Genomic DNA, 23,127 nt, shown 5'->3' with positions numbered 1-23,127 from the left:
CCGTGCTTCGATGAACTGAAGCCCAACACCTTCGAAACTTACTTAACTCATTGAATCTCAAGGAGTTTTCCGTTTCGACTGCGCCGGAAGTGGGGCGAATTATAGACTTCCAGAATCTGCCGTCAACCCCTATTTACGCTTTTCTATCAATAAGTTGCGCAACACGGGCAAACCCGCTGCTTTTGTCCTTAAGAACCTCCCTCTATATAGAAGAGAAGACTCAAAGAACCCCCGCCTCTCTGAACGCCGTCACCGCTGCTTGGTCCAGCCCCAACACTCGCTGCAGGACCTCCAGCGTATGCTCCCCTAATAAAGGGGGCGCATTGCGATATTCCACCGGCGTCTCGGAGAGTCGAATCGGACTCGCCACCTGAGGCACGCTACCAGCCAGTACGTGAGGCAATTCCATCGCCAATCCACGTGCCTGCACCTGGGGATCGGCAAACACCTGGGCAAGATCGTTGATTGGCCCACACGGCACACCCGCCTGCTCCAACTGAACCACCCACTCGGCTGTAGTCTTGAACACCGTCGCCTGACGAATCAACGGAATCAACACCGCCCGATTCGCCACCCGCAGCTTGTTTGTGGCAAAACGCGGGTCATCAGCCCACTGCGGTTGACCGGCAACCTCAGCGAATTTTCGGAACTGGCCGTCGTTACCCACCGTAAGGATGAAATCGCCATCGGCCGTAGGAAAATCCTGATAAGGCACGATGTTCGGATGTGCATTGCCCAGCCGTTTCGGCGCGTTGCCCGTGGTCAGGTAGTTCATCGCCTGATTGGCCAGGCAAGCCACTTGAACATCCAGCAAGGCCATATCGATGTGCTGCCCGCCGCCGGCATGATCACGATGCGCCAGCGCCGCCAAAATAGCAGCAGTCGAATACAGCCCCGTGAGGATATCCGTCAGCGCGACCCCCACCTTCACCGGCCCCGCACCCTCATCGCCCTCAGGGCGACCGGTCAGGCTCATCAAGCCCCCCAGCCCCTGAATCATGAAGTCATACCCAGCACGCTTGGCATAAGGGCCGGTCTGGCCAAACCCAGTGATTGAGCAGTAGATCAATTGCGGATTGATCGCCTTTAGCGACTCATAGTCCAGACCATAAGCCGCCAGCCCGCCAACCTTGAAGTTTTCGATCAGGATGTCGGACTTGGCCGCCAGCTCTCGCACCAGCCGCTGCCCCTCCGGACGCGTGAAATCGATGGTCACCGACTGCTTGTTGCGATTGGCCGACAGATAATAAGCAGCCTCGGTCGTGTTCTCGCCTCGGGCATCCTTCAGGAAAGGCGGCCCCCAGGCGCGGGTGTCGTCACCATTGCCGGGACGCTCGACCTTGATGACATCAGCCCCCAGGTCCGCCAGGATCTGTCCGGCCCACGGCCCGGCCAGGACCCTCGATAAATCCAATACCCGCAGATGCGAAAGCGCGCCCATGGACGTTCCCCTATTAATAGAACGCCTGGATACCGGTTTGCGCACGCCCCAGGATCAGCGCATGAACATCGTGGGTGCCTTCGTAGGTGTTTACGACTTCCAGGTTCACGAGATGACGAGCGACGCCAAACTCATCGGAAATACCGTTGCCACCCAGCATGTCCCTCGCCATGCGAGCGATATCCAGGGATTTGCCGCAGGAGTTGCGCTTCATGATCGAGGTGATCTCGACCGCCGCCGTGCCCTCATCTTTCATACGTCCAAGACGTAGGCATCCCTGCAGGGCCAGCGTGATTTCGGTCTGCATGTCGGCCAGCTTCTTCTGAATCAACTGATTGGCAGCCAGCGGACGCCCAAACTGTTGGCGGTCCAGCGTGTACTGGCGAGCGGTATGCCAGCAGAACTCAGCGGCCCCCAAGGCGCCCCAGGAGATGCCGTAGCGCGCCGAGTTCAGGCAAGTAAAAGGGCCCTTCAGGCCACGGACATCCGGGAAGATGTTCTCTTCTGGAACGAATACGTTGTCCATCACGATTTCGCCAGTGATCGAGGCGCGCAACCCGACCTTGCCGTGAATGGCCGGCGCACTCAGGCCCTTCCAGCCCTTCTCGAGCACGAAGCCGCGGATATCGCCGGCGTCGTCCTTACCCCAGACGACAAAGACGTCGGCGATCGGACTGTTGGTGATCCACATTTTGCTACCCGTCAGGCTGTAGCCGCCCTCCACTTTGCGCGCCCGGGTAATCATCGCGCCCGGGTCGGAACCATGGTTCGGCTCGGTCAGCCCAAAGCAACCGATCCATTCACCAGACGCCAGCTTCGGCAGATACTTCTGTTTTTGCGCCTCGGTACCGAATTCATTGATCGGCACCATGACCAGCGAGGACTGCACGCTCATCATCGAGCGATAACCGGAATCGACGCGCTCGACTTCACGAGCGATCAGGCCATAGCTGACGTAGTTCAGCCCACTGCCACCGTACTGCTCAGGAATGGTTGCCCCCAGCAGGCCGATCTCACCCATCTCGCGGAAAATCGCCGGGTCGGTCTTCTCATGACGAAACGCTTCCAGCACCCGCGGCGCGAGCTTCTGCTGGGCGAACTGCTCAGCAGTGTCGCGGATCATGCGTTCTTCTTCGGTGAGCTGCTGATCCAGCAACAATGGATCGATCCAGTTGAAGCTCGCTTTACCGGCCATGAAAGAGTCCTCGCCAATTAAATGAAAATCGTGGATTGATCCTAGGCGCGCTTTCCTACAAGGGCAAACGAGGATTGCGCACTATCTTGTGCTAATTTCTCACTCCGTAAACGCCATAAACCCCGTTTATGTCGATATTGAGTGAGGCTTGCGTACATGCGCCGTAAAATCCCCAGCACCACCGCCCTGATCAGTTTCGAGGCTGCCGCACGTCATGAGAGCTTCACCAAGGCTGCGCACGAGCTTTCTCTTACGCAGGGCGCGATCTGCCGACAAATCGCCAGCCTGGAAGACTTCCTCAGCGTGGAGCTTTTCCGACGCTCGCGTCGAGGCGTCAAACTGACCGAAGCCGGCCTTTCCTACAGCCGTCGAGTCGCCACCCAACTGGATGCCGTCGAGCGCGACGCTCTTTCAGTGATGGGACACACCGGTGCGAACGTGATCGAACTGGCCGTGGTTCCAACCTTCGGTACTCAATGGCTGCTACCACGCCTCAAGGATTTCCAGCAGCAGCATCCGGAAGTCACCGTCAACCTGACCAACCGCACAAGGCCCTTTCTCTTTGCGGACACAGAGTTTGACGCCGCCATCTATTTTGGTGATGCGGACTGGTCCGGTACCGAATCCCACAAACTGATGGGCGAAAATCCGATGCCGGTATGCAGCCCTACCTTACTGGGAGATCGGACGAGCCTGACACCAGAGGCCATCGCCGAATTGCCCTTGCTCCAACAGACCACTCGCCCGTATGCATGGCGCCAGTGGTTCAATGCCCAGAACCTGAACATTGCACGAGACCTGACAGGCCCGCGTTATGAACTATTCTCCATGCTTGCCCAAGCGGCCATGCACGACATGGGCATTGCGCTGATTCCGCCCTTCCTGATCCAGCGCGAGCTGGCAGAGAAACGACTGGTCGTGGCCAACCGTAGCGCGCTATCGAGCATCAAGGCCTACTACCTGATGATTCCAGAGCGAAAGGTCGAATCCGCCTCTCTTCGAGCTTTTCGCGATTGGCTAGTGAAGCAGGCCACTAGCTATCTCCTTGATTAAAAAGGAAAAGCCTAAGGCTTACTTAGGTAGTCAACTAACAAAGGTCGCTACAGATATAAGTTTATGTCGCATTCAGTCAATCTGTTATGAAGCCCGTGCAGTAGTCTCCAAAGCGTTTAAATACATGGCTTTGAGCCATATTGTGCAGCGCATCAGGGCCTATTCACCTGGCCGATGGGAAAAGTTGTCAATTTGAACCTGAATCCTTGGAAAGCACGGCCTACAAGGGATGCCGATCGATAATTGCGACATTCGGTCACAGGGTGACTTGTAGTTAATTTTCCGTCACCCGTCATAATCCCTTGAAGGGCTGAATTTTCGCCTGCAAAATGCCGCGCCCCGCCTGGTTTGGCGGGATCGTGCTGATCGGCCGCCCCAGCCGCACCATCCGAAGTGCCTGGGTTTACTCAATAAGATCACGCAGGAGATTTGACGTGCACATTGGTGTTCCCCTCGAAACCCAAACGGGTGAAACACGGGTTGCTGCTACCCCGGAAACCATCAAGAAGCTGATTGGCCAAGGCCATAAAGTCACTGTTCAAAGCGGCGCCGGCATCAAGGCCAGCGTTATCGACAGTGCCTATGAGGCGGCGGGCGCAACCATTGGCAGTGCCAGTGATGCATTCGGGGCCGAGCTGATTCTCAAGGTGGTTGCCCCCAGCGACAGCGAACTGACGCTGATCAAGAGCGGCACCGTTCTGGTGGGCATGCTCAATCCGTTCAACAACGAAACCATCGCCAAGCTGGCCGAATGCGGCATCACCGCTTTCGCCCTTGAGGCCGCGCCACGTACCTCCCGCGCCCAAAGCCTGGATGTGCTGTCGTCTCAAGCGAACATTGCCGGCTATAAAGCCGTACTGTTGGCCGCCCACCACTACCCGCGCTTCATGCCGATGCTGATGACCGCCGCAGGCACCGTGAAAGCGGCGCGCGTGCTGATTCTCGGCGCGGGCGTGGCCGGGTTGCAGGCGATTGCCACGGCCAAGCGTCTGGGCGCGGTGATCGAAGCCTCGGATGTGCGTCCGGCGGTCAAGGAACAAATCGAATCCCTCGGCGCCAAGTTCGTCGACGTGCCTTACGAAACCGACGAAGAACGTGAATGCGCCGTCGGCGTCGGTGGTTACGCCCGGCCGATGCCGGCCAGCTGGATGCAGCGCCAGGCCCAAGCGGTGCACGAGCGCGCCAAGCAGGCGGACATCGTCATCACCACCGCATTGATTCCGGGCCGCAAGGCACCGACGCTGCTGAGCGCCGAAACCGTCGCGCAGATGAAACCCGGCTCGGTGGTCATCGATCTCGCGGCAGCCCAGGGCGGTAACTGCCCGCTGACCGTGGCCGATCAGGTGGTTGTCGAGAATGGCGTGACCATTTGCGGTCCGACCAACCTGGCCGGTGAAGTCGCGGCTGACGCTTCGGCGCTGTACGCCCGCAACCTGCTGGACTTCCTGAAGCTGGTCTTCACCAAGGAAGGTCAGTTCGACGTGAACCTGGAAGACGACATCGTTGCCGCGTGCCTGATGTGCCGCGACGGCCAAGTCATCCGCAAAAACGCCTAAGCAGGGATTCAGACAATGGAAGAGCTTATCTCCCCCGGTATCTACAACCTGATCATCTTCGTGCTGGCGATTTATGTCGGTTATCACGTGGTCTGGAACGTAACACCCGCGCTGCACACGCCGTTGATGGCGGTAACCAACGCCATTTCGGCGATCGTGATCGTCGGCGCCATGCTCGCTGCCGCGCTGACCGTAACGCCTCTGGGCAAGACCATGGGCACCCTCGCCGTGGCCCTGGCCGCGGTCAACGTATTCGGTGGCTTCCTGGTGACGCGCCGCATGCTTGAGATGTTCAAGAAAAAAGCCCCGAAAGCCGCAAAAGAAGAGGCGCCCAAGTAATGAGCATGAACCTGGTAACGACGCTCTACCTGATCGCGTCGATCTGCTTCATCCAGGCCCTCAAAGGCCTGTCGCACCCCACCACGTCACGCCGAGGCAACCTGTTCGGCATGCTCGGCATGGCGCTGGCGGTGCTTACCACTGTGGGCCTCATCTATAAGCTGGGCGCTGAGCTAGCGACAGCCGGCATCGGCTACGTCATCGTCGGCCTGCTGATCGGCGGCACCGCTGGCTCGATCATGGCCAAGCGCGTCGAGATGACCAAGATGCCGGAGCTGGTGGCGTTCATGCACAGCATGATCGGCCTGGCGGCGGTGTTCATTGCTGTCGCAGCGGTCGTCGAGCCGCAATCCCTGGGCATCGTCAAGCAACTGGGTGATTCGATTCCGGCGGGTAACCGCCTGGAGCTGTTCCTCGGCGCAGCCATTGGTGCAATTACCTTCTCCGGTTCGGTGATCGCGTTCGGCAAGCTCTCGGGCAAGTACAAGTTCCGTCTGTTCCAGGGCGCACCGGTACAGTTTGGTGGTCAGCACAAGCTCAACCTGATCCTGGGCCTGGCAACGCTGGGCCTGGGCCTGACCTTTATGTTCACCGGTAACCTCGGCGCGTTCGCCTTGATGCTGGCCCTGGCGTTTGTCCTGGGCGTGCTGATCATCATCCCGATCGGCGGCGCGGACATGCCGGTGGTGGTCTCGATGCTCAACAGTTATTCCGGTTGGGCCGCAGCAGGTATCGGTTTCTCGCTGAATAACTCGATGCTGATCATTGCCGGTTCGTTGGTGGGTTCGAGCGGTGCGATCCTCTCGTACATCATGTGCAAGGCGATGAACCGTTCGTTCTTCAACGTGTTGCTCGGCGGTTTCGGCAACACAGCAGATGCTGCTGGCCCGGCCGGTTCGAAAGAAGCCCGCCCGGTGAAATCCGGTTCGGCTGACGACGCGACCTTCCTGCTGACCAACGCCGACACGGTGATCATCGTGCCGGGCTATGGCTTGGCGGTGGCACGAGCGCAGCACGCGCTGAAAGAGCTGACCGAGAAGCTGACCCACCACGGCGTGACCGTCAAATACGCGATCCACCCGGTGGCCGGTCGCATGCCCGGGCACATGAACGTCCTGCTGGCCGAGGCCGAAGTGCCTTACGACCAGGTGTTCGAGATGGAAGACATCAACTCCGAGTTCGGCCAGGCCGACGTGGTGCTGGTACTGGGCGCCAACGACGTGGTCAACCCGGCGGCGAAGAACGATCCGAAGTCGCCGATTGCCGGCATGCCGATCCTCGAGGCCTTCAAGGCCAAGACCATCATCGTCAACAAGCGCTCGATGGCCAGCGGCTATGCCGGCCTGGACAACGAGCTGTTCTATCTCGACAAGACCATGATGGTGTTCGGTGACGCCAAGAAGGTCATTGAAGACATGGTCAAAGCAGTGGAATAACACTCACGGCTTCGCCATCAACGCCCCGACTCGTCGGGGCGTTTTGATTTGTATCAAGGCCGAACGTTACCGATCCGGTAATAATGTTTTGCCTGAAACACCCGTAATAGAGGCCTTAAATGCGACCTTTGTAGCGGGTCGGGCACCGCGCGAATTCACTAGACTGCGCATCTTGCTTTCCAGCCCGAGATAACAACCTATGTACCGTGATCGCATCCGCTTGCCTTCGTTATTGAATAAAGTGATGAGCGCTGCCGAAGCAGCCTTGTTGATTCAGGACGGCATGACCGTCGGCATGAGCGGCTTTACCCGCGCCGGAGAAGCGAAAGCAGTGCCCCACGCCCTGGCTGAGCGCGCCAAGGTCACTCCGCTGAAAATCAGCCTGATGACAGGGGCGAGCCTGGGTAACGATCTCGACAAGGAACTCACCGAGGCCGGCGTGCTGGCGCGGCGTATGCCATTCCAGGTCGACAGCACGTTGCGCAAGGCGATCAACGCAGGCGAGGTGATGTTCATCGACCAGCATCTCTCGGAAACCGTTGAACAATTGCGCAACGGCCAGCTCAAGCTGCCCGACATTGCCGTGATCGAAGCGGTGGCCATCACCGAGCAAGGGCATATCGTACCGACCACATCGGTAGGTAACTCGGCCAGTTTCGCCATCTTCGCCCGGCAAGTGATCATCGAGATCAACATGGCCCACAACCCGAACCTGGAAGGGCTGCACGACATCTATATCCCGACTTATCGCCCGACCCGCACCCCAATCCCCCTGGTGAAAGTCGACGACCGTATTGGCAGCCTCGCTATCCCGATCCCGCCGGAAAAAATTGCCGCCATTGTCATCACCAACCAAGGGGACTCGCCTTCGACCGTCGCGTCACCGGACAGCGACACCCAGGCCATCGCCGATCATCTGATCGACTTCTTCAAGCAGGAAGTTGCGGCTGGGCGCATGACCAACAAGCTCGGGCCGTTGCAGGCCGGGATTGGCAACATCGCCAACGCCGTGATGTGCGGGCTGATCGATTCCCCGTTCGAAGACCTGACCATGTATTCCGAGGTTCTGCAGGACTCGACATTTGACTTGATCGACGCTGGCAAGCTGAGCTTCGCCTCCGGCAGCTCTATCACCCTGTCGAGCCGACGCAACGCCGATGTATTCGGAAATCTGGAAAGGTATAAGGACAAACTGGTCCTGCGCCCACAGGAGATCTCCAATCATCCCGAGGTCGTCCGCCGCCTGGGCATCATCGGTATCAATACCGCGCTGGAGTTCGACCTGTACGGCAACGTCAACTCCACCCATATCTGCGGCACTCGGATGATGAATGGCATTGGCGGTTCGGGGGATTTCGCCCGCAACGCCCACTTGGCGATTTTCGTTACCAAGTCGATTGCCAAGGGCGGTGCCATTTCCAGTGTCGTACCGATGGTCAGCCATGTGGACCATACCGAGCACGATGTCGACATCCTGGTGACCGAGATCGGCCTGGCCGACCTGCGCGGCCTGGCGCCAAGGGAGCGGGCACGAGTGGTCATCGACAACTGCGTGCACCCGTCCTACCGCCAAGCTCTGAATGATTATTTCGAAGCAGCCTGCGCCCTGGGTGGACATACCCCGCACATCCTGCGCGATGCACTGAGTTGGCACGTCAACCTCGAAGAGACCGGGCGCATGTTGGCCGTCTGATACAGCTGGATCACCGCTATCGCAAATACAGTTTTGATTGAAGGCCGTCACCCGAGCCTGACTCGACAAAAACTGTACTGCTGTACCGGTGTTTTCTTACAGTCTTTTCCCACAAAACTTCTGTCAACCACCTAAAACGCACCATTACTGTGCAGATAGGTACAGTTGCCTCAATATTGACCAGTACACCGCTCTTTAACAGTTAACTGGTCTCTCACAATACAGGTGAACTGTATCTAGAGAGACTGGCCAAACGAGAGGATCATGGGCACCAGTTAAACCACTACCTAATCCCGCCACAAGCGGAAGGATGTCAACCATGGAACGTACACTCAGTTCCGAGCTGTTTTTCGAAGACAAAGCTGAAAAAAACCAGGCTTCCCTGCCTCTTCGCGTTATCGCTAACCTGATGTTGTGGCAGCGCCGCATCGCCAGCCGCCACCAACTGGCTCGTCTGGATTCGCGCCTGCTGGCTGACGCCGGTATCAGCGAAGCACAACGTTACGAAGAGCTGAGCAAGCCGTTCTGGCGCTAACTCAGCGTCGCTGGCCCTGACCCACCGGGTCCACCGCCAGCACCGAATTGAACAAACAAGACCCGTCGCGGGAAACCGCGACGGGTCTTGTCGTTTCCGGCCCTGTTTTTTGGAAGACCGGAGAGATATAACAGTTTCAAGAATATTAAAAACATACCAGTACAGTTCATCTTGAGCCGTAGCTCCCAATGCGGGCATCATGCTGCCGATGACCGTCGCAAAGGGCTGTCACCCAAGGCGTTCTGTCCTAATATCGATGCGAACGTGGCGAAGCGAGTCGAGCATGCGTCTCCTCTTCCAGCTACACGCACCGGTATCCTCATCCTTCAAGGAGTTTTCTCATGATCCGTCTCCGCCTGCTCAGCGCAGTTGCCCTGCTGGCCGTAGCCGCCCACTCCAACGCCAGCAGCTTTATCGTCACCACTGACTCCATTGTCGGCGCACTCAAGGCCACGTCCGACGTGACCTCCGATGCAACCTCATCACTGCGGGACAACAAGATCGTTCAGGCCGCCCGTGATGATGCCGCCAGCTTCGTGGCCAGCGAAGGCGCCATCCGTGGTGTGAAACTGGAAAGTGCCCTGGATTACATCCGCCAGCAGGCACCGCAGCTCAACGCCACCGATGCGCAGCTGGCCCAGGCCATCCTGGTAATCTGATGCAACATGAAACATCGGGCACCCAATGGTGTTCCGATGTTTCAGCGCTGGCTCTGGCCCGCAGGTTTGCGCTAGCCTTCAGGCTCGCCATCAACCGTCGAGTCCCATGCGCTTTTACTCAGATCTGTTCATCGCGTCTTTCTTCGTAGTTTTTTGCTGGTCTGTTCCGGCCCATGCCTTCGATGTGTCCACCCAGCAAGTGGTGGTCAGCGTCTATGCCACGAGCATGGTGACCTCCGCGCCCTTCGACCATAAACTGATCGTCGCCGCTCACGATGACGCCGCGGCCTTCATTGCCAGCGACGGGCAGTTGCGAGGTGCACAGCTGGAATCGGCCTTGGATTACCTGCGCCGGACCCAGCCAAAACTTCACGTCAGCGACCTTGAACTGGCACAGGCAATTCTCGTCCAATAGTTATCCTTATTTCTCCGGAGTCGTTCCATGCGTAGCCCGCTGATTGCTGCCGCCCTAGGCCTGCTGGTGTTGGCCGATGTGGCCCAGGCACATACCCTGGTAGCCACCAGTAACATCATCGTTCGCGCTTCTCAGCGCACGATTGATTTCACTTCCGACACCACCACCTCCATCCGTGATTCGAAAATCGTCCGCGAAGCCCACGACGATGCAGCCAGTTTTGTCGCCAGCAATGGTGAAATTCGTGGCGCTCATCTCGAGGCCGCCTTCGACACCTTGCGCACCCGCGTGCCGGAAGCCCGCGACGCCAGTGACCAGGTTCTCGCCGAAGCCATCCTCGCATTGTGAGGCGGTTCGCCGCCTGGCTGGCGGCCGGGGTCTTGCTGCTCACGGGCAGCATGGCCCAGGCCGGCCTGCGACTGCACCTCAACGTCGAAGGACTGAGCCCGGCGCAACAGCAGGCCAGCCAGGCGCTGCTCGATGAAGCCATGCAGGCGCTGCCGCCGCGCTTCATCGAGCGGCTGGACCGACGCATCGATGTCGGCTGGACCGACCAGATGCCGGCCAACGCCTACGGCCAGGCCTCGCTGGTGTCGCAACTGGACCTCAATAGCAACCTGCTCGACAGCCTTGTCGACGGCAGCGCCGCGACGCAAAAGACCCGTCGCCCCCATGGCACCGTACGACGGGAAATGCTCGCCACCGTTTTGCACGAACTGACCCACATTTATGACCGCTCGCGTCTCTGGCCAGATCCCGAGCGGGCGCTGATCCAGCGTTGCACTCGACGCAACAGCAGCGCCGGGTTGATCGGTCTTCCCGATGAATGCCGGGGCCAGAACGACCGCCGCTTCACCCTCAGCGATGATCCGCGCTTGCTGGACCTCGCCGGCTGGCCGCAATACGTCGGCCGTCGCGGAGAGCGGGAACAGCACAACCGCCAGGTCGCCCGCAGCCCGGACCTCTATGAAACGAGCAGCCCCAAGGAGTTCGTCGCGGTCAATATGGAGTACTTTCTCCTCGACCCGAGCTACGCCTGCCGACGTCCCGCCCTGTATCGCTATTACCAGGAACACTTCGGCTGGGCACCCGCCGCCAAGGACACCTGCGCCAAATCGTTCGCGTTCCTCAATGCCGGCAACGACTTCGCCAAGACACCGCTGGGCAAGGTCGATCCAGAACGGGTCTATGCCATTGATTACCTGCTGGCCGAAGCCAACCAGAACTGGGTGAGCCGCTGGGGCCACAGCATGCTCCGGCTGGTGATCTGCGCACCAGGTCGCCCACGTGGCCCGGACTGCCGACTGGATCTGGACCAACACCTGGTGCTGTCGTACCGCGCCTTCGTCGGCGATGTGCAGCTATCGAGTTGGGACGGGCTGGTCGGCAAATACCCGTCGCGCCTGTTCGTATTGCCGTTGGCCCAGGTGATCGATGAATACACCAAGACCGAACTGCGCAGCCTGGCATCGGTGCCGCTGAACCTATCGCGCACCGAGATCGAGGAAACGGTCGAGCACGCCGCCGAAATGCATTGGAGCTACGACGGCAACTATTACTTCCTGTCCAACAACTGCGCCGTGGAAAGCTTGAAGCTGTTGCGCAGCGGCAGCAATAACGAGCAGCTCAAGGGCCTGGACAGCATCATGCCCAACGGCTTGCTGGAAGTCCTCAAGGGCCGGGGCCTGGCGGATACCAGCGTGCTGGATGATCCCAAGGAAGCCCTGCGCCTGGGCTACCGCTTCGACTCATTCCGCGAGCGATACCAGGCGATGTTCGATGTGCTGAAGAAGTATCTGCCGATCAAGCAACAAACGGTGGAAGACTGGCTGGCCCTGGACGCCGCCGAACGCCGCGTCTGGTTCGAACAGGCCGACCTGCGCACCAGCGCGGCGCTGTTGCTGCTGGAACAGGCCAGTTATCGTCGGCAACTGTTGTTGGCCCAGGATGAAGTCAAACAACGTTATCTCGGAGCCCGTGAATTGCAGAATGGCGGCATGGAAAGGGCTAATGCAACGCTGCAGCAGATCCTCGCCAACAGCGGCTTCCTGAGCCGTCCGGCCGAACTGCTGGGCAGCAGCGGCTATGGCTTGCCGCAACCCAGCGAGTGGCAACGCTTGGAGTCGGAAAGCAGCTTGCGCCAGAAACAGCTTCAAACGCTGACAGGTGACCTGGACAAGGAAGTCCGGGCATTGCTTGAGCCGAGTCGCGCCGCTGAAATTGCTGCCAGCGAGGCCAATGTGAAAGCGATCGGCGAGCATTTGCGCAGACTGCACAAGGCCGGGGGCGGGTTGGAATTGCCCTGACGTGCACTGCTTGAAGCGATAACAAAAAGGGGTCCAGAACCAAGTTCTGAACCCCTTTTTTCATGCTGCAGGAGGATCAACAATCAGCTGACACGCGCCTTGCGCACACCATCGGCCAGGGCGGCACACAAGCTCAACACGCCATCGATTGCCTGTTCCGACGTATCGGCATTGGCGATATGGTCGATCAGCGCCGAGCCAACCACCACACCATCAGCCAATCGTGCGATGGCCGCAGCCTGCTCCGGCGTACGGATACCGAAACCAATGCTGATCGGCAAATCGGTGTGGCGACGCAAGCGCGCCACGGCTTCTTCCACATGCTCCAGCGTCGCGGCACCGGCACCGGTCACACCCGCCACCGATACGTAATATACAAAGCCGGAACTACCATTGAGCACCGTTGGCAAACGCATGTCGTCGGTGGTTGGCGTGGTCAGGCGGATGAAGTCCAGGCCTGCTGCCTGGGCCGGTTCGCACAGTTCGCTGTTGTGCTCGGGCGGCATGTCCACAACGATCAGGCCATCCACACCAGATTCCAGCGCCTCGCCAATGAAACGCTGCACGCCATAACGGTGGATCGGGTTGAAGTAGCCCATCAGCACCAACGGCGTCTCGCTGTTGTCTTTGCGGAACTCACGAACCATCTGCAGGGTTTTCGCCAGGTTCTGCTGGGCGCCCAAGGCACGAATGTTCGCCAACTGGATCGCCGGACCGTCGGCCATCGGGTCGGTGAACGGCATGCCCAGCTCGATGACATCGGCACCGGCCGCTGGCAGGCCCTTGAGGATTGCCAGCGAGGTGTCGTAGTCCGGGTCGCCAGCCGTGACGAAAGTCACCAGGGCGGCGCGGTTCTGTTCCTTGAGTTCGGCAAAACGGGTTTGCAGGCGGCTCATCAGTGTTTCTCCTGCTGGGACTGTTCCATGTGGTGCATCACGGTTTGCATGTCTTTGTCGCCACGGCCGGACAGGTTGACCACCATCAGGTGATCCTTCGGCAGGTTCGGTGCGCGTTTGAACACTTCCGCCAGGGCATGGGCGCTTTCCAATGCAGGAATGATCCCTTCCAGTCGGCAGCATTTGTGAAAGGCTTCCAGAGCTTCGGCGTCGGTCACCGAGGTGTACTGGACGCGACCAATGTCGTGCAACCAGGCGTGTTCCGGACCGATGCCGGGGTAGTCGAGACCGGCGGAAATCGAATGGGCGTCGATGATCTGACCATCGTCGTCCTGCAACAGGAAGGTGCGGTTGCCGTGCAGTACACCGGGGACGCCGCCGTTCAGGCTCGCCGCATGCTTACCGGTCTCGATGCCATAACCGGCGGCTTCGACGCCGATGATCTCGACGCTCTTGTCGTCCAGGAACGGGTGGAACAGGCCCATGGCGTTGGAGCCACCGCCGATGCACGCCACCAGGCTGTCCGGCAGGCGACCTTCCTGGGCTTGCAACTGCTCGCGGGTTTCCTTGCCGATCACAGCCTGGAAGTCACGCACCATCGCCGGATACGGATGCGGGCCAGCCACGGTACCGATCAGGTAGAACGTGCTGTCGACGTTGGTGACCCAGTCGCGCAGGGCCTCGTTCATTGCATCTTTCAGGGTACCGGTGCCAGCGACCACCGGGATCACTTCAGCGCCCAGCAGCTTCATGCGAAACACGTTGGCCTGCTGGCGCTCGATGTCGGTGGTGCCCATGTAGATCACGCAATCGAGGCCAAAACGCGCGGCCACCGTGGCGGTGGCCACACCGTGCATGCCGGCGCCGGTCTCGGCGATGATGCGTTTCTTGCCCATGCGCCGCGCCAGCAGGATCTGGCCGATGCAGTTGTTGATCTTGTGTGCGCCGGTGTGGTTCAGCTCCTCACGCTTGAGATAGATCTTGGCACCGCCGCAGTATTCGGTCAGGCGCTCGGCGAAGTAGAGCGGGCTCGGACGTCCGACGTAGTCGCGCTGGAAGTAGGCCAATTCTTCGAGGAACGCCGGATCTTCCTTCGCCACTTCGTATTCGCGGGCCAGATCAAGGATCAGCGGCATCAGGGTTTCGGCCACATAGCGGCCACCGAACGCACCGAACAGGCCGTTGGCATCGGGACCGCTGCGCAGGTTGAAAGGGGTCGTAGGCTGGGTCATCGGGCGCTCCAAGCAAATGCGTTGAAAGACAATGAGGCTCACTCTACCCCTGACATCCGCCACTGAAAACCGATAAGATCGCCACAACCTGTCAGAAAAACTCACAGATAACATGAGCCACGACCTTCCCCCCCTCAACGCCTTGCGCGCCTTCGAGGCCACCGCCCGCTTGAACAGCGTAAGCCAGGCGGCCGAACAGCTGCACGTCACCCATGGCGCTGTAAGTCGACAGCTGAAGGTGCTGGAAGAGCATTTAGGTGTCAGCCTGTTCATCAAGGATGGACGCGGCTTGAAACTCACAGATGCCGGCATGCGTCTGCGCGATGCCAGCACTGACGCGTTCGAGCGGTTACGCAGCGTGTGCGCGGAGCTGACGCAAAGCACGGCCGATGCCCCGTTTGTCCTGGGCTGCTCGGGAAGCTTGCTGGCACGCTGGTTTATTCCCCGCCTGGGCAGGCTCAATGCCGACCTGCCTGACTTGCGCCTGCACCTGTCCGCCGGCGAGGGCGACCTGGACCCCCGGCGACCGGGACTGGACGCCTTGCTGGTATTCGCCGAACCACCCTGGCCGGCCGACATGCAGGTGTATGAACTGGTGAGCGAGCGGATCGGCCCCGTGATGAGCCCGCACTACGTCGGATTCGCCCGCTTGCAGGCCGCACCGACCAGCGCATTGCTGGACGAATCGTTGCTGCACACCACCTCCCGCCCACAGGCCTGGCCGACCTGGGCACAGCAAAACGACCTTGATCCCCGGGCATTGAAATTCGGGCAAGGATTCGAGCATCTGTATTATTTGCTGGAGGCCGCCGTAGCGGGGCTTGGCGTGGCGATCGCGCCCGAGCCGCTGGTGGCCGAGGACGTGCGTGCCGGTCGCCTGGTCGCGCCGTGGGGTTTCGATGAAACGGCGGCGCGACTGGCGTTGTGGCTACCCAAGCGAGCCGCAGATGGACGCGCTCGGCAATTGGCCCAGTGGCTCAGGCATGAGCTGAGCCAACCGACTCAGTCTCCGCGTTTGCACAGCAAGTAAGCAGCCAGCAAACCAAGCGCACCGACCGCGACGCCGGCCGTGGTCCATGGATGTTCCTGCGCGTAGTCGCGTGTGGCGATCCCGGTTTCACGGGTTTTCACCTTGACCTCTTCATACGCGTCGCTGAGCAGATGGCGAGAATGTTTCAGGGCGTTCTCGGCATTGGCCTTGAGCGACTTGAGGGTCTTACGCGACTCGTCCGAAGCGTCGTCCTTCAGGCTTTCCAACGACTTGAGCAGACTCTCGATCTCCGCTTCCATGCTTTGCAACGAGGCTTTGCGTAACGAATTGCTGGCCATGGTGGCTCTCTCCTGCAGTGGTTGAGTGGCGTGTGTGAATTGGGACTGCGGCCGTTTCTGAAAGTGCAGTAAATCTGAACTTCAGCGCGTAAACGGCGACACACGTATGACGAAAAATCGCTGCTAGGCTGTTAAAAACAACCAAGGAGAACCTCATGAGTGATCATCACACTTACAAAAAAGTCGAGCTGGTCGGTTCGTCTCCCACCAGCATTGAAGACGCCATCAATAATGCCCTGGCCGAGGCCAGCAAAAGCCTCAAGCACTTGGAGTGGTTCGAAGTCACGGAAACCCGCGGACACATTGAAAACGGCCGGGCCGCGCACTTTCAGGTCACCCTCAAAGTCGGGTTCCGGATTGTGAATAGCTGAGGAGCGATGAACTTGCACGCTGGCGGAGTGCCATAGGGAATGGCGATGCGCTATGGTATGCGCATTCTGTTTTGCCAATACCTGCCCTATTTGATCCGACCATGGAGTGCGAGCGATGAAAAAGTTGATGGTAGCCCTGGGTTTGCTGAGCCTTGCCGGTGGCGCGTTTGCGGCCGGCAAGCCCTGCGAAGAGCTGAAAAGCGAAATCGCAGCGAAGCTGGATGGCAAGGGCGTGTCAGGTTATTCGCTGGAAATCGTCGATAAGGGCGCAGCGGCTGACGGACAAAAAGTCGTCGGCACCTGTGAGGGCGGCACGAAAGAAATCGTCTATAAAAAATGATTCTTTTCGAACGTCAAAGCCGACGCAGTGCGTCGGCTTTTTTATGCGCGTCATTCAGCCTTTCATGACCTGCGCCAGCAACTCGTATGAGTGCAAACGATCGGCATGCTCATACAGGTCACTGGTGAAAATCAGCTCATCGGCCTGGGTTTGCTCAATCAGCACCTCCAGCTTGGCGCGAATCTTCTGCGGACCGCCGACCATGGCCAGCCCCAAGAAATCGCCAACCGCTTCTTTCTCATGGGGCAACCAGAGGCCGTTCATGGTTTCGACCGGCGGACGCTGCACCAGGCTCTGGCCGCGCATCAACGCCAGGATCCGCTGGTATACCGACGTCGCCAGGTAATCGGCCTGTTCATCCGTGTCCGCCGCCACCAGCGGCACGCCGAGCATCACATAAGGCTTGTCGAGCACCGCCGACGGCTTGAAGTGGTTGCGGTAGATGCGAATTGCCTCGTGCATGTAACGCGGTGCGAAATGGGAGGCGAATGCGTAGGGCAAACCGCGTTCACCGGCCAATTGCGCACTGAACAGGCTCGACCCCAGCAACCATACCGGCACATTGGTCCCGGTGCCGGGCATGGCGATGATGCGTTGGTCCGGGGTGCGCGGGCCGAGGTAGCGCATCAGCTCGGCCACGTCTTCAGGGAAATCGTCCGCGCTGCCGGAGCGCTCGCGACGCAGCGCCCGGGCAGTCATCTGGTCGGAACCGGGCGCACGCCCCAACCCCAGGTCGATTCGACCCGGGTAGAGGCTTTCCAGCGTGCCGAACTGTTCGGCGATGATCAACGGCGCGTGATTGGGCAACATGACGCCGCCGGAGCCGACACGAATGGTCGAAGTCCCCCCCGCCAGATACCCCAGCAGCACCGCCGTCGCGGAGCTGGCGATACCATCCATGTTGTGGTGTTCGGCTACCCAGAAGCGGGTATAACCGTATTTTTCCACGTGCTGTGCCAGGTCCAGCGAGTTGCGCAAGGACTGGGCGGCATTGCCATCGGCGCGGACAGGCACCAGATCGAGGGTTGAGAATTTCACTTCGGACAGCTGTTTCATGGGCCGGGATCTCCAACGGCGTTCCGGGCTTTTCCCGAGGGCAAAAGCCTGCCGTTTCTAAAGGTGTGTTCCATGCAATGTGGGCATATACCCGAGTTTCAATCCCTGCGAAGAATTTTCCTACTAAATTCGTCGGCTAATCGACAAGGTGAACTTTTCCGGGCGGTCTATCCTCACAACCCAGACAGTTAAAAAAATACCCAGGCGCGTCTCTCGCGCCGGATCTTCAGGAGGCAGACATGGCTATCATCAAGAAAGCATCGGCTCATTGGGAAGGTGACCTGAAAACCGGTATCGGCTCCATTTCCACGGAAACCGGTGTGCTGCGCGAAGCGCCCTATGGCTTCAAGGCGCGCTTTGAAGGCGGCAAGGGCACCAACCCGGAGGAATTGATCGGCGCAGCCCATGCCGGCTGCTTTTCCATGGCCTTTTCGATGATCCTCGGCGATGCCGGGCTCAAGGCCGACAGCATCGACACCAACGCTGAAGTGACCCTGGACCAGGTCGATGGCGGTTTCGCGATCACGGCAGTCAAGTTGGTACTCAAGGCGAAAATCCCCGGCGCCAGCCAGGCGCAATTCGACGAACTGAGCAAGAAGGCCAAGGAAGGGTGCCCGGTTTCCAAGGTACTGAACGCCCAGATCACCTTGGATGCGACGCTGGTGAACTGACGCATGAAAGGGTCGCAGCCTTCGCAGGCGCTGCCGAAGGCTGCGATTTCTTGAATACGGTCGAGCTGTTTACCCTGGCGCAATTATGATCGAATGAAGCCTGCAGTTTCAGCGCACAGGCAGTGCGCGCTGCCATGAGGAATTCGAACATGAAACGATCAGCCCTGGTGGTCATCGGTTGCGCATTCGCTGCCTCAGCCCTTGCAGCCCCCAAATCCTGCGAAGAGCTGAAAGCGGAAATCGAAGCGAAGATCCAGGCCAATAACGTGTCGTCCTACACGTTGGAAATCGTCACCAACGACGAAGTCCACGACCAGAACATGGTGGTGGGCACTTGCGAAAACGGCACGAAGAAAATCATCTACCAGAAGAACGACCGCTAGGACGCCCTACGGAACGCAATTGACTTGTCGCTCTTCGGCCACGATTTGACGCTTGGCATCATAGAGCCGAGCGCTGGGCGTGAACGCCAGGTTGCGAGCTTCCAATCGATAGCGCTGGCCGGCCTCGAAATGGTCATAACGCACGAGCATGTAGCACAGCCGCTCCTGCGGTTCGGCTTGCATACCCAGCCCACCGCCGCTAAACACCTCGAAGTCGAAGCGCACTTTCAGTTCGTGGCTGCCCGGCGAAACCTGAAAGAACCGTCCGTCTCGCAGTCGCTGGCCATCCAGGCCCTCAGCCATCAGCATTTTGCCGCCCGGCATGGGGGTAGCGAAATCGATCCACGCCATGTTCGAATCGACCTGGGGCAGCGGGCTCGTTGCACAACCGCTCATGGAGACCAGGGCCAGTAACAGCAGACGTAAGCGCATGGTGAGTTTCCTGACAATCAGGCATTGAGCATAGCGCCAATCAAGTTTGTTGGCAGCCCGCCGGTGTACCTTGCCCCACCACCTTGCGTTGCCGATCGTAAAGCTTGGCCCATGGCCGGAAACCGATGCTGCCGGCTTGCAACTGGTAACGTTGGCCCGCGTTGAAGTCCTTGAATTTCACGTTCAACCGGCAATCACGCCACAGCGGCTCGGCATCCGGGCCGATGTTGCCGGGCTCGACGGCAAATTGATAACGCACCGTCAGTTCATGGCTGCCGGGTTGCACTTCGAAATAGCGCCGGTCAATGGACGTCTTGTCATCGACCTTTAGCGCTTGCAGCGCGGTGTCCTGCTGGTTTCCCAGGTCGATCCACGCTTGGGATGGATCAGGATCAGGCAAACCGGCACAACCGGTCAGCAGCAACAGGCCGCTCGTCAGCATCAACACGCGCATAGCGAAGCTCCAGGCAAGCGAGATAGTCTTGTGGGCAGACTTCCCAGGGTGATTCCAATTGATCAGGCCGCATTCAAGCCATCGGTTACTCGACCGTGTTTTCCGGATTTTGTTTCCAGGCCTCCTGCTTTTGTTACTGAACGGTTGCACAAGCGCCGGTTATTACAGCCAGCTCGTCGGTGGGCAACTGCGGTTGTTGCAGGCCCGGGAGCCTATCGACCAGGTCATTGCCGACCCTGCTCGCGATGCCCAACTGAAGGCGCACCTGGCCCAGGCGCGTGAGGCACGGACGTTCGCCAGTGATCATCTGCATTTGCCGAACAATAAAAGCTATCGCCTGTATGCAGACATTGGCCGACCGTTCGTAGTCTGGAATGTCTTCACCACGCCAGAGTTTTCCCTGGCGCCGCAAAATCATTGTTTCCCCATTGCCGGTTGCGTGGCTTATCGCGGTTACTACAGCCAGGGAGCCGCCCGTGGCGAGGCCGCATTGCAGCGCTTGCAGGGCATGGACGTGTCGATCGGTGGTGTAGAGGCCTACTCGACGCTGGGCTGGTTCAACGATCCGATCCTGAGTTCGATGATGCATTGGGGCGACGAACGCCTGGCGACGCTGATCTTCCATGAACTGGCGCACCAGCGCTTTTATGTAAAGGACGACACCGAATTCAATGAGTCCTTCGCCACCTTCGTCGAGCAGGAAGGCAGCCGGCAATGGCGAGCCAGTCGAGGGCTGGCGCCGGATAACGGCAAACAGGTGCGCCAGCGCGACCAATTCATCCAATTGATCCTCGACACCCGCCAGCGCCTGGAAAAGCTCTACACCCAACCCCTGCCAACCGAACAGATGCGCCAACGCAAGGCACAGGCATTCGAACGCCTGCGCACCGACTATGAGCAGTTGCGCGACACCCAATGGAGCGGCGACAAACGCTACGATGCCTGGGTCTATGCCCCACTGAACAATGCGCGGTTGCTGCCGTTCGGGCTGTATGACCAGTGGGTGCCGGCGTTTGCGGCGCTGTTCAGACGGGAGGGCGGGGACTGGGTCGGGTTTTATGCGGCGGTGGAAAAGCTCGGCAAATTGCCGATCAATGAGCGCAAGGCGGCCTTGAAAGCGTTGGCAGCGCCGAAGACTTCCGCGGATTAGGCGGACATCATCGCGAGCAGGCTCGTTCCCACATTGGATGCCTCGCCATGGCCAGCCCAGCACAAAAAAGGGCATACCGATTCATCGGTATGCCCTTTTGATTGCCGCTTTCTTCCCCCTGGCTGAGGTACTTGCAGCAATTACGGGTTGACGCTGTCTTTCAGGAACTTGCCTGGTTTGAAGGCAACGGTGTTGCTGGCCTTGATCTTCACCGGCTCACCGGTCTGTGGGTTCTTGCCAGTGCGGGCGCCGCGGTGGCGTTGCAGGAAAGTGCCGAAGCCCACCAGGGTGACGCTGTCCTTGCGGTGCAGGGCGCCGGTGATTTCTTCCAGGACGGCGTTAAGGACGCGGTTGGCTTGTTCTTTGGTGAGGTCTGCTTTTTCCGCGATGGCGGCGGCGAGTTCTGGTTTACGCATGAATGAAGCCCCTTTGACGGTTTTTTTGTTGTTATGTCCGTGCCGTTCTCTTTGGAACGGCCCCTAAGGCGCCGCAGGCTCTACTCTGCGGCAGACGGGAGTGAGGATGGCACGCTGCCGAAAACGGCGCCAGTGGCCGGGCGACCTTTGTGGGACCAAAAGTAGGGTTTTTGCGACAGAACGACCAGTATTTACGCCAGCAGGGGTGGAAGTTCCTTGTTCAGAGCCAGTTTCTCCATCACCGCCGTGCCTGTCAGGGCGTAGCCCAGCAGGTTGCCTTGCGCGTCGCGGCACAGCGCCTTGATGTCCGCGCCCTGCCCTTCGACGCTCCACACGCCCTCGCTGCCTCGCGGTGGTGGCGATACCACCAGTGGGCACACCGGGGTTTTTACCGTAATCGGCATGGCGCCGTAGCTGACGGCCGTCGGGTTGCCGGCCAGGGTCTGCGCCAGGGCCCGGGCGCAGCTCATCAGCGGCATGACATACAGCAGATTCAAGCCATCGACCTCGGCGCAGTCGCCCAGGGCGTAGATGTTGGCGTGTGAGGTTTTCAGGTGACGGTCGACCACGATGCCGCGGTTGATCACCAGGCCCGCCGCGGCTGCCAGATCGATGCGTGGGCGCAGGCCGATGGCCGAGACCACCAGGTCACAGGCAATCACCTGGCCGTCGGACAGGTGCGCCTCCAGCCCGTCGGCGACCTTCTGCAAGCGGTTGAGCACCGGGCCCAGGTGGAAACGCGCGCCAAGGCTTTCCAACCCGGCCTGGACCGCTGCGGCAGCGGCCGGGTGCAACAGCGTCGGCATCACTTGCTCGCACGGCGCCACCAGTTGCACTTCGTAGCCGCCCAGGCTCAAGTCATTGGCAAACTCGCAACCAATCAGGCCGGCGCCAAGCAACAACACCCGACGCTTGCCAGCGGCCGCGGCCCTGAAGCGTGCGTAGTCTTCCAGGTCGTTGATCGGAAAAATCAGCTCCGCCGCATCGCCCTGCACCGGCACGCGCACGGTTTCGGCGCCCCAGGCCAGGATCAGGTCACGGTAGCTCACCGCCTCTTCGCCGATCCACAGCCGCTTGTGGCCCGGATCGATGCCGCTGATACGGGTGTGGGTGCGAACTTCGGCCTTGAGTTGCTCGGCCATGGCCCCCGGTTCGGCCATGCTCAGGCCGTCGGCATCCTTGTTTTTACCAAAGCCTGTGGAGAGCATAGGTTTGGAGTACGAGCGACCGTCATCCGCGGTGATCAGCAGCAGCGGGGTTTCGCTATCGAGCTTGCGAAACTCCCGGGCCAGGTTGTAACCGGCCAGCCCAGTACCGACGATAATGACAGGTGCACTCATGTTGCTCTCCATTTGATGAAACGATCAGTTGATTTCGATCATTTCGAAATCCATTTTGCCGACGCCGCAGTCCGGGCACAGCCAGTCTGCCGGTACGTCCTCCCAGCGAGTGCCGGGCGCGATGCCATCGTCAGGCCAGCCGTCAGCTTCGTTGTAGATCAGGCCGCAGACGATACATTGCCACTTCTTCATTCCAGTACTTCCTCAAGATGTCAGGCCTTGGCCGGTATTTTCCGGCTCAGGGCGTTTTGTACTGATCGGTTGCGACAGATGCAAGCACGATCAGCAGGGCAGCCAGCCGGGCCAGTCAAAATCACCGACCGACATGGTAAGCTCGCGCCCTCATTTGCTGCCATTCAAGACCTCTGTGCCGCATACAAATTCGATATTTCCAACACTCCAATGGCTGCCCCAGCCCCTGCTGTCGCC

Annotated in this window: 27 protein-coding genes; 16 read left to right on the top strand and 11 right to left on the bottom strand. The window is 59.5% G+C overall.

Annotated features, from left to right (window positions below):
• Positions 1-220: 220 nt before the first annotated feature.
• Together KGA89_RS25320 and KGA89_RS25315 are read right to left on the bottom strand one after the other, a co-directional pair.
• Complete coding sequence (locus tag KGA89_RS25320) at positions 221-1,441, bottom strand: CaiB/BaiF CoA transferase family protein (protein WP_003196454.1); 1,221 nt, start codon at positions 1,439-1,441, stop codon at positions 221-223.
• 13 nt (positions 1,442-1,454) lie between these two features.
• The gene (locus tag KGA89_RS25315; RefSeq protein WP_003196452.1) at positions 1,455-2,636 is read right to left on the bottom strand and encodes an acyl-CoA dehydrogenase; all 1,182 of its coding nucleotides are present in this window, start codon (positions 2,634-2,636) and stop codon (positions 1,455-1,457) included.
• A 156-nt stretch (positions 2,637-2,792) separates the two neighbouring features.
• On the opposite strand from KGA89_RS25315, the gene KGA89_RS25310 reads away from it, so the two are divergent.
• The 10 genes from KGA89_RS25310 (at position 2,793) to KGA89_RS25265 (ending at position 12,628) form a co-directional block, all read left to right on the top strand.
• Positions 2,793-3,689, top strand: a complete 897-nt coding sequence (locus KGA89_RS25310; RefSeq protein WP_003196450.1) for a LysR family transcriptional regulator — start codon at positions 2,793-2,795, stop codon at positions 3,687-3,689.
• A gap of 434 nt (positions 3,690-4,123) precedes the next feature.
• Positions 4,124-5,245 (top strand): Re/Si-specific NAD(P)(+) transhydrogenase subunit alpha, encoded by a 1,122-nt coding sequence (locus tag KGA89_RS25305; protein WP_003196448.1) that lies wholly within the window; start codon positions 4,124-4,126, stop codon positions 5,243-5,245.
• A gap of 15 nt (positions 5,246-5,260) precedes the next feature.
• Positions 5,261-5,584, top strand: coding sequence for an NAD(P) transhydrogenase subunit alpha (locus tag KGA89_RS25300; protein WP_003196446.1), 324 nt, complete (start codon positions 5,261-5,263; stop codon positions 5,582-5,584).
• A complete protein-coding gene (locus KGA89_RS25295; protein ID WP_003196445.1) occupies positions 5,584-7,020 on the top strand; it encodes an NAD(P)(+) transhydrogenase (Re/Si-specific) subunit beta in 1,437 nt (478 codons plus the stop codon). Before KGA89_RS25300 ends, KGA89_RS25295 begins: the two co-directional genes overlap by 1 nt.
• Positions 7,021-7,219: 199 nt before the next feature.
• Positions 7,220-8,713 (top strand): acetyl-CoA hydrolase/transferase family protein, encoded by a 1,494-nt coding sequence (locus KGA89_RS25290; protein WP_223472793.1) that lies wholly within the window; start codon positions 7,220-7,222, stop codon positions 8,711-8,713.
• Positions 8,714-9,032: 319 nt separating this feature from the next.
• Entirely contained in the window at positions 9,033-9,248 is a 216-nt protein-coding gene (locus tag KGA89_RS25285; protein WP_003187014.1) for a DUF1127 domain-containing protein, read from the top strand.
• 341 nt (positions 9,249-9,589) lie between these two features.
• The gene (locus tag KGA89_RS25280) at positions 9,590-9,907 is read left to right on the top strand and encodes a DUF2388 domain-containing protein (protein WP_003196441.1); all 318 of its coding nucleotides are present in this window, start codon (positions 9,590-9,592) and stop codon (positions 9,905-9,907) included.
• A 106-nt stretch (positions 9,908-10,013) separates the two neighbouring features.
• A complete protein-coding gene (locus KGA89_RS25275; protein ID WP_003196438.1) occupies positions 10,014-10,322 on the top strand; it encodes a DUF2388 domain-containing protein in 309 nt (102 codons plus the stop codon).
• A 27-nt stretch (positions 10,323-10,349) separates the two neighbouring features.
• Positions 10,350-10,670, top strand: coding sequence for a DUF2388 domain-containing protein (locus KGA89_RS25270; protein WP_003187020.1), 321 nt, complete (start codon positions 10,350-10,352; stop codon positions 10,668-10,670).
• Complete coding sequence (locus tag KGA89_RS25265; RefSeq protein WP_013691997.1) at positions 10,667-12,628, top strand: DUF4105 domain-containing protein; 1,962 nt, start codon at positions 10,667-10,669, stop codon at positions 12,626-12,628. The genes KGA89_RS25270 and KGA89_RS25265 overlap by 4 nt, the downstream gene beginning before the upstream one ends.
• A gap of 83 nt (positions 12,629-12,711) precedes the next feature.
• On the opposite strand, the gene trpA is transcribed toward KGA89_RS25265, so the two are convergent.
• Both trpA and trpB read right to left on the bottom strand, forming a co-directional pair.
• A complete protein-coding gene (gene trpA, locus KGA89_RS25260; RefSeq protein WP_223472792.1) occupies positions 12,712-13,524 on the bottom strand; it encodes a tryptophan synthase subunit alpha in 813 nt (270 codons plus the stop codon).
• Entirely contained in the window at positions 13,524-14,756 is a 1,233-nt protein-coding gene (gene trpB, locus KGA89_RS25255; RefSeq protein WP_003196431.1) for a tryptophan synthase subunit beta, read from the bottom strand. The genes trpA and trpB overlap by 1 nt, the downstream gene beginning before the upstream one ends.
• A 112-nt stretch (positions 14,757-14,868) precedes the next feature.
• On the opposite strand from trpB, the gene KGA89_RS25250 reads away from it, so the two are divergent.
• On the top strand, positions 14,869-15,786 hold the full coding sequence (locus tag KGA89_RS25250; RefSeq protein ID WP_003196429.1) for a LysR family transcriptional regulator: 918 nt from the start codon (positions 14,869-14,871) through the stop codon (positions 15,784-15,786).
• Here the strand turns inward: KGA89_RS25250 and KGA89_RS25245 are convergent.
• Entirely contained in the window at positions 15,759-16,085 is a 327-nt protein-coding gene (locus KGA89_RS25245) for a YqjD family protein (protein WP_003196426.1), read from the bottom strand. The genes KGA89_RS25250 and KGA89_RS25245 overlap by 28 nt on opposite strands.
• Before the next feature lie 155 nt (positions 16,086-16,240).
• Here KGA89_RS25245 and KGA89_RS25240 point away from each other — a divergent pair, with 155 nt between their 5' ends.
• Both KGA89_RS25240 and KGA89_RS25235 read left to right on the top strand, forming a co-directional pair.
• Complete coding sequence (locus KGA89_RS25240; RefSeq protein WP_003196424.1) at positions 16,241-16,456, top strand: dodecin; 216 nt, start codon at positions 16,241-16,243, stop codon at positions 16,454-16,456.
• A gap of 115 nt (positions 16,457-16,571) precedes the next feature.
• Positions 16,572-16,796 (top strand): DUF1161 domain-containing protein, encoded by a 225-nt coding sequence (locus KGA89_RS25235; protein ID WP_003196422.1) that lies wholly within the window; start codon positions 16,572-16,574, stop codon positions 16,794-16,796.
• A 54-nt stretch (positions 16,797-16,850) separates the two neighbouring features.
• On the opposite strand, the gene KGA89_RS25230 is transcribed toward KGA89_RS25235, so the two are convergent.
• Positions 16,851-17,852: an LLM class flavin-dependent oxidoreductase gene (locus KGA89_RS25230; protein WP_058544936.1), complete on the bottom strand. Its 1,002-nt coding sequence runs from the start codon at positions 17,850-17,852 to the stop codon at positions 16,851-16,853.
• 239 nt (positions 17,853-18,091) lie between these two features.
• Between KGA89_RS25230 and KGA89_RS25225 the strand changes: the two genes are divergently transcribed.
• Both KGA89_RS25225 and KGA89_RS25220 read left to right on the top strand, forming a co-directional pair.
• Positions 18,092-18,523, top strand: coding sequence for an OsmC family protein (locus KGA89_RS25225; protein WP_003196419.1), 432 nt, complete (start codon positions 18,092-18,094; stop codon positions 18,521-18,523).
• Between the two features lie 149 nt (positions 18,524-18,672).
• Positions 18,673-18,906, top strand: coding sequence for a DUF1161 domain-containing protein (locus KGA89_RS25220; protein ID WP_003196417.1), 234 nt, complete (start codon positions 18,673-18,675; stop codon positions 18,904-18,906).
• A gap of 6 nt (positions 18,907-18,912) precedes the next feature.
• Here KGA89_RS25220 and KGA89_RS25215 read toward each other — a convergent pair whose 3' ends face one another.
• Positions 18,913-19,338 (bottom strand): hypothetical protein, encoded by a 426-nt coding sequence (locus KGA89_RS25215; RefSeq protein ID WP_003196415.1) that lies wholly within the window; start codon positions 19,336-19,338, stop codon positions 18,913-18,915.
• A 40-nt stretch (positions 19,339-19,378) separates the two neighbouring features.
• The gene (locus tag KGA89_RS25210; protein WP_003196412.1) at positions 19,379-19,792 is read right to left on the bottom strand and encodes a hypothetical protein; all 414 of its coding nucleotides are present in this window, start codon (positions 19,790-19,792) and stop codon (positions 19,379-19,381) included.
• Positions 19,793-19,850: 58 nt separating this feature from the next.
• On the opposite strand from KGA89_RS25210, the gene KGA89_RS25205 reads away from it, so the two are divergent.
• Complete coding sequence (locus KGA89_RS25205; RefSeq protein WP_003196410.1) at positions 19,851-20,942, top strand: aminopeptidase; 1,092 nt, start codon at positions 19,851-19,853, stop codon at positions 20,940-20,942.
• Between the two features lie 140 nt (positions 20,943-21,082).
• Here KGA89_RS25205 and KGA89_RS25200 read toward each other — a convergent pair whose 3' ends face one another.
• From KGA89_RS25200 to KGA89_RS25190, 3 genes are all read right to left on the bottom strand, one after another.
• Entirely contained in the window at positions 21,083-21,358 is a 276-nt protein-coding gene (locus tag KGA89_RS25200; RefSeq protein WP_003177201.1) for an HU family DNA-binding protein, read from the bottom strand.
• 191 nt (positions 21,359-21,549) lie between these two features.
• The gene (locus KGA89_RS25195) at positions 21,550-22,698 is read right to left on the bottom strand and encodes an NAD(P)/FAD-dependent oxidoreductase (protein WP_223472791.1); all 1,149 of its coding nucleotides are present in this window, start codon (positions 22,696-22,698) and stop codon (positions 21,550-21,552) included.
• Positions 22,699-22,722: 24 nt separating this feature from the next.
• Positions 22,723-22,890: a rubredoxin gene (locus KGA89_RS25190; protein WP_003177199.1), complete on the bottom strand. Its 168-nt coding sequence runs from the start codon at positions 22,888-22,890 to the stop codon at positions 22,723-22,725.
• Positions 22,891-23,127 lie beyond the last annotated feature (237 nt).

It is taken from the genome of Pseudomonas sp. A-RE-22, from assembly GCF_019956035.1.
GTDB classification, from domain to species: Bacteria; Pseudomonadota; Gammaproteobacteria; order Pseudomonadales; family Pseudomonadaceae; genus Aquipseudomonas; species Aquipseudomonas brassicacearum.
Note: the sequence above shows the minus strand (reverse complement) of the source record. Positions and strands in the feature narration are given on the sequence as shown.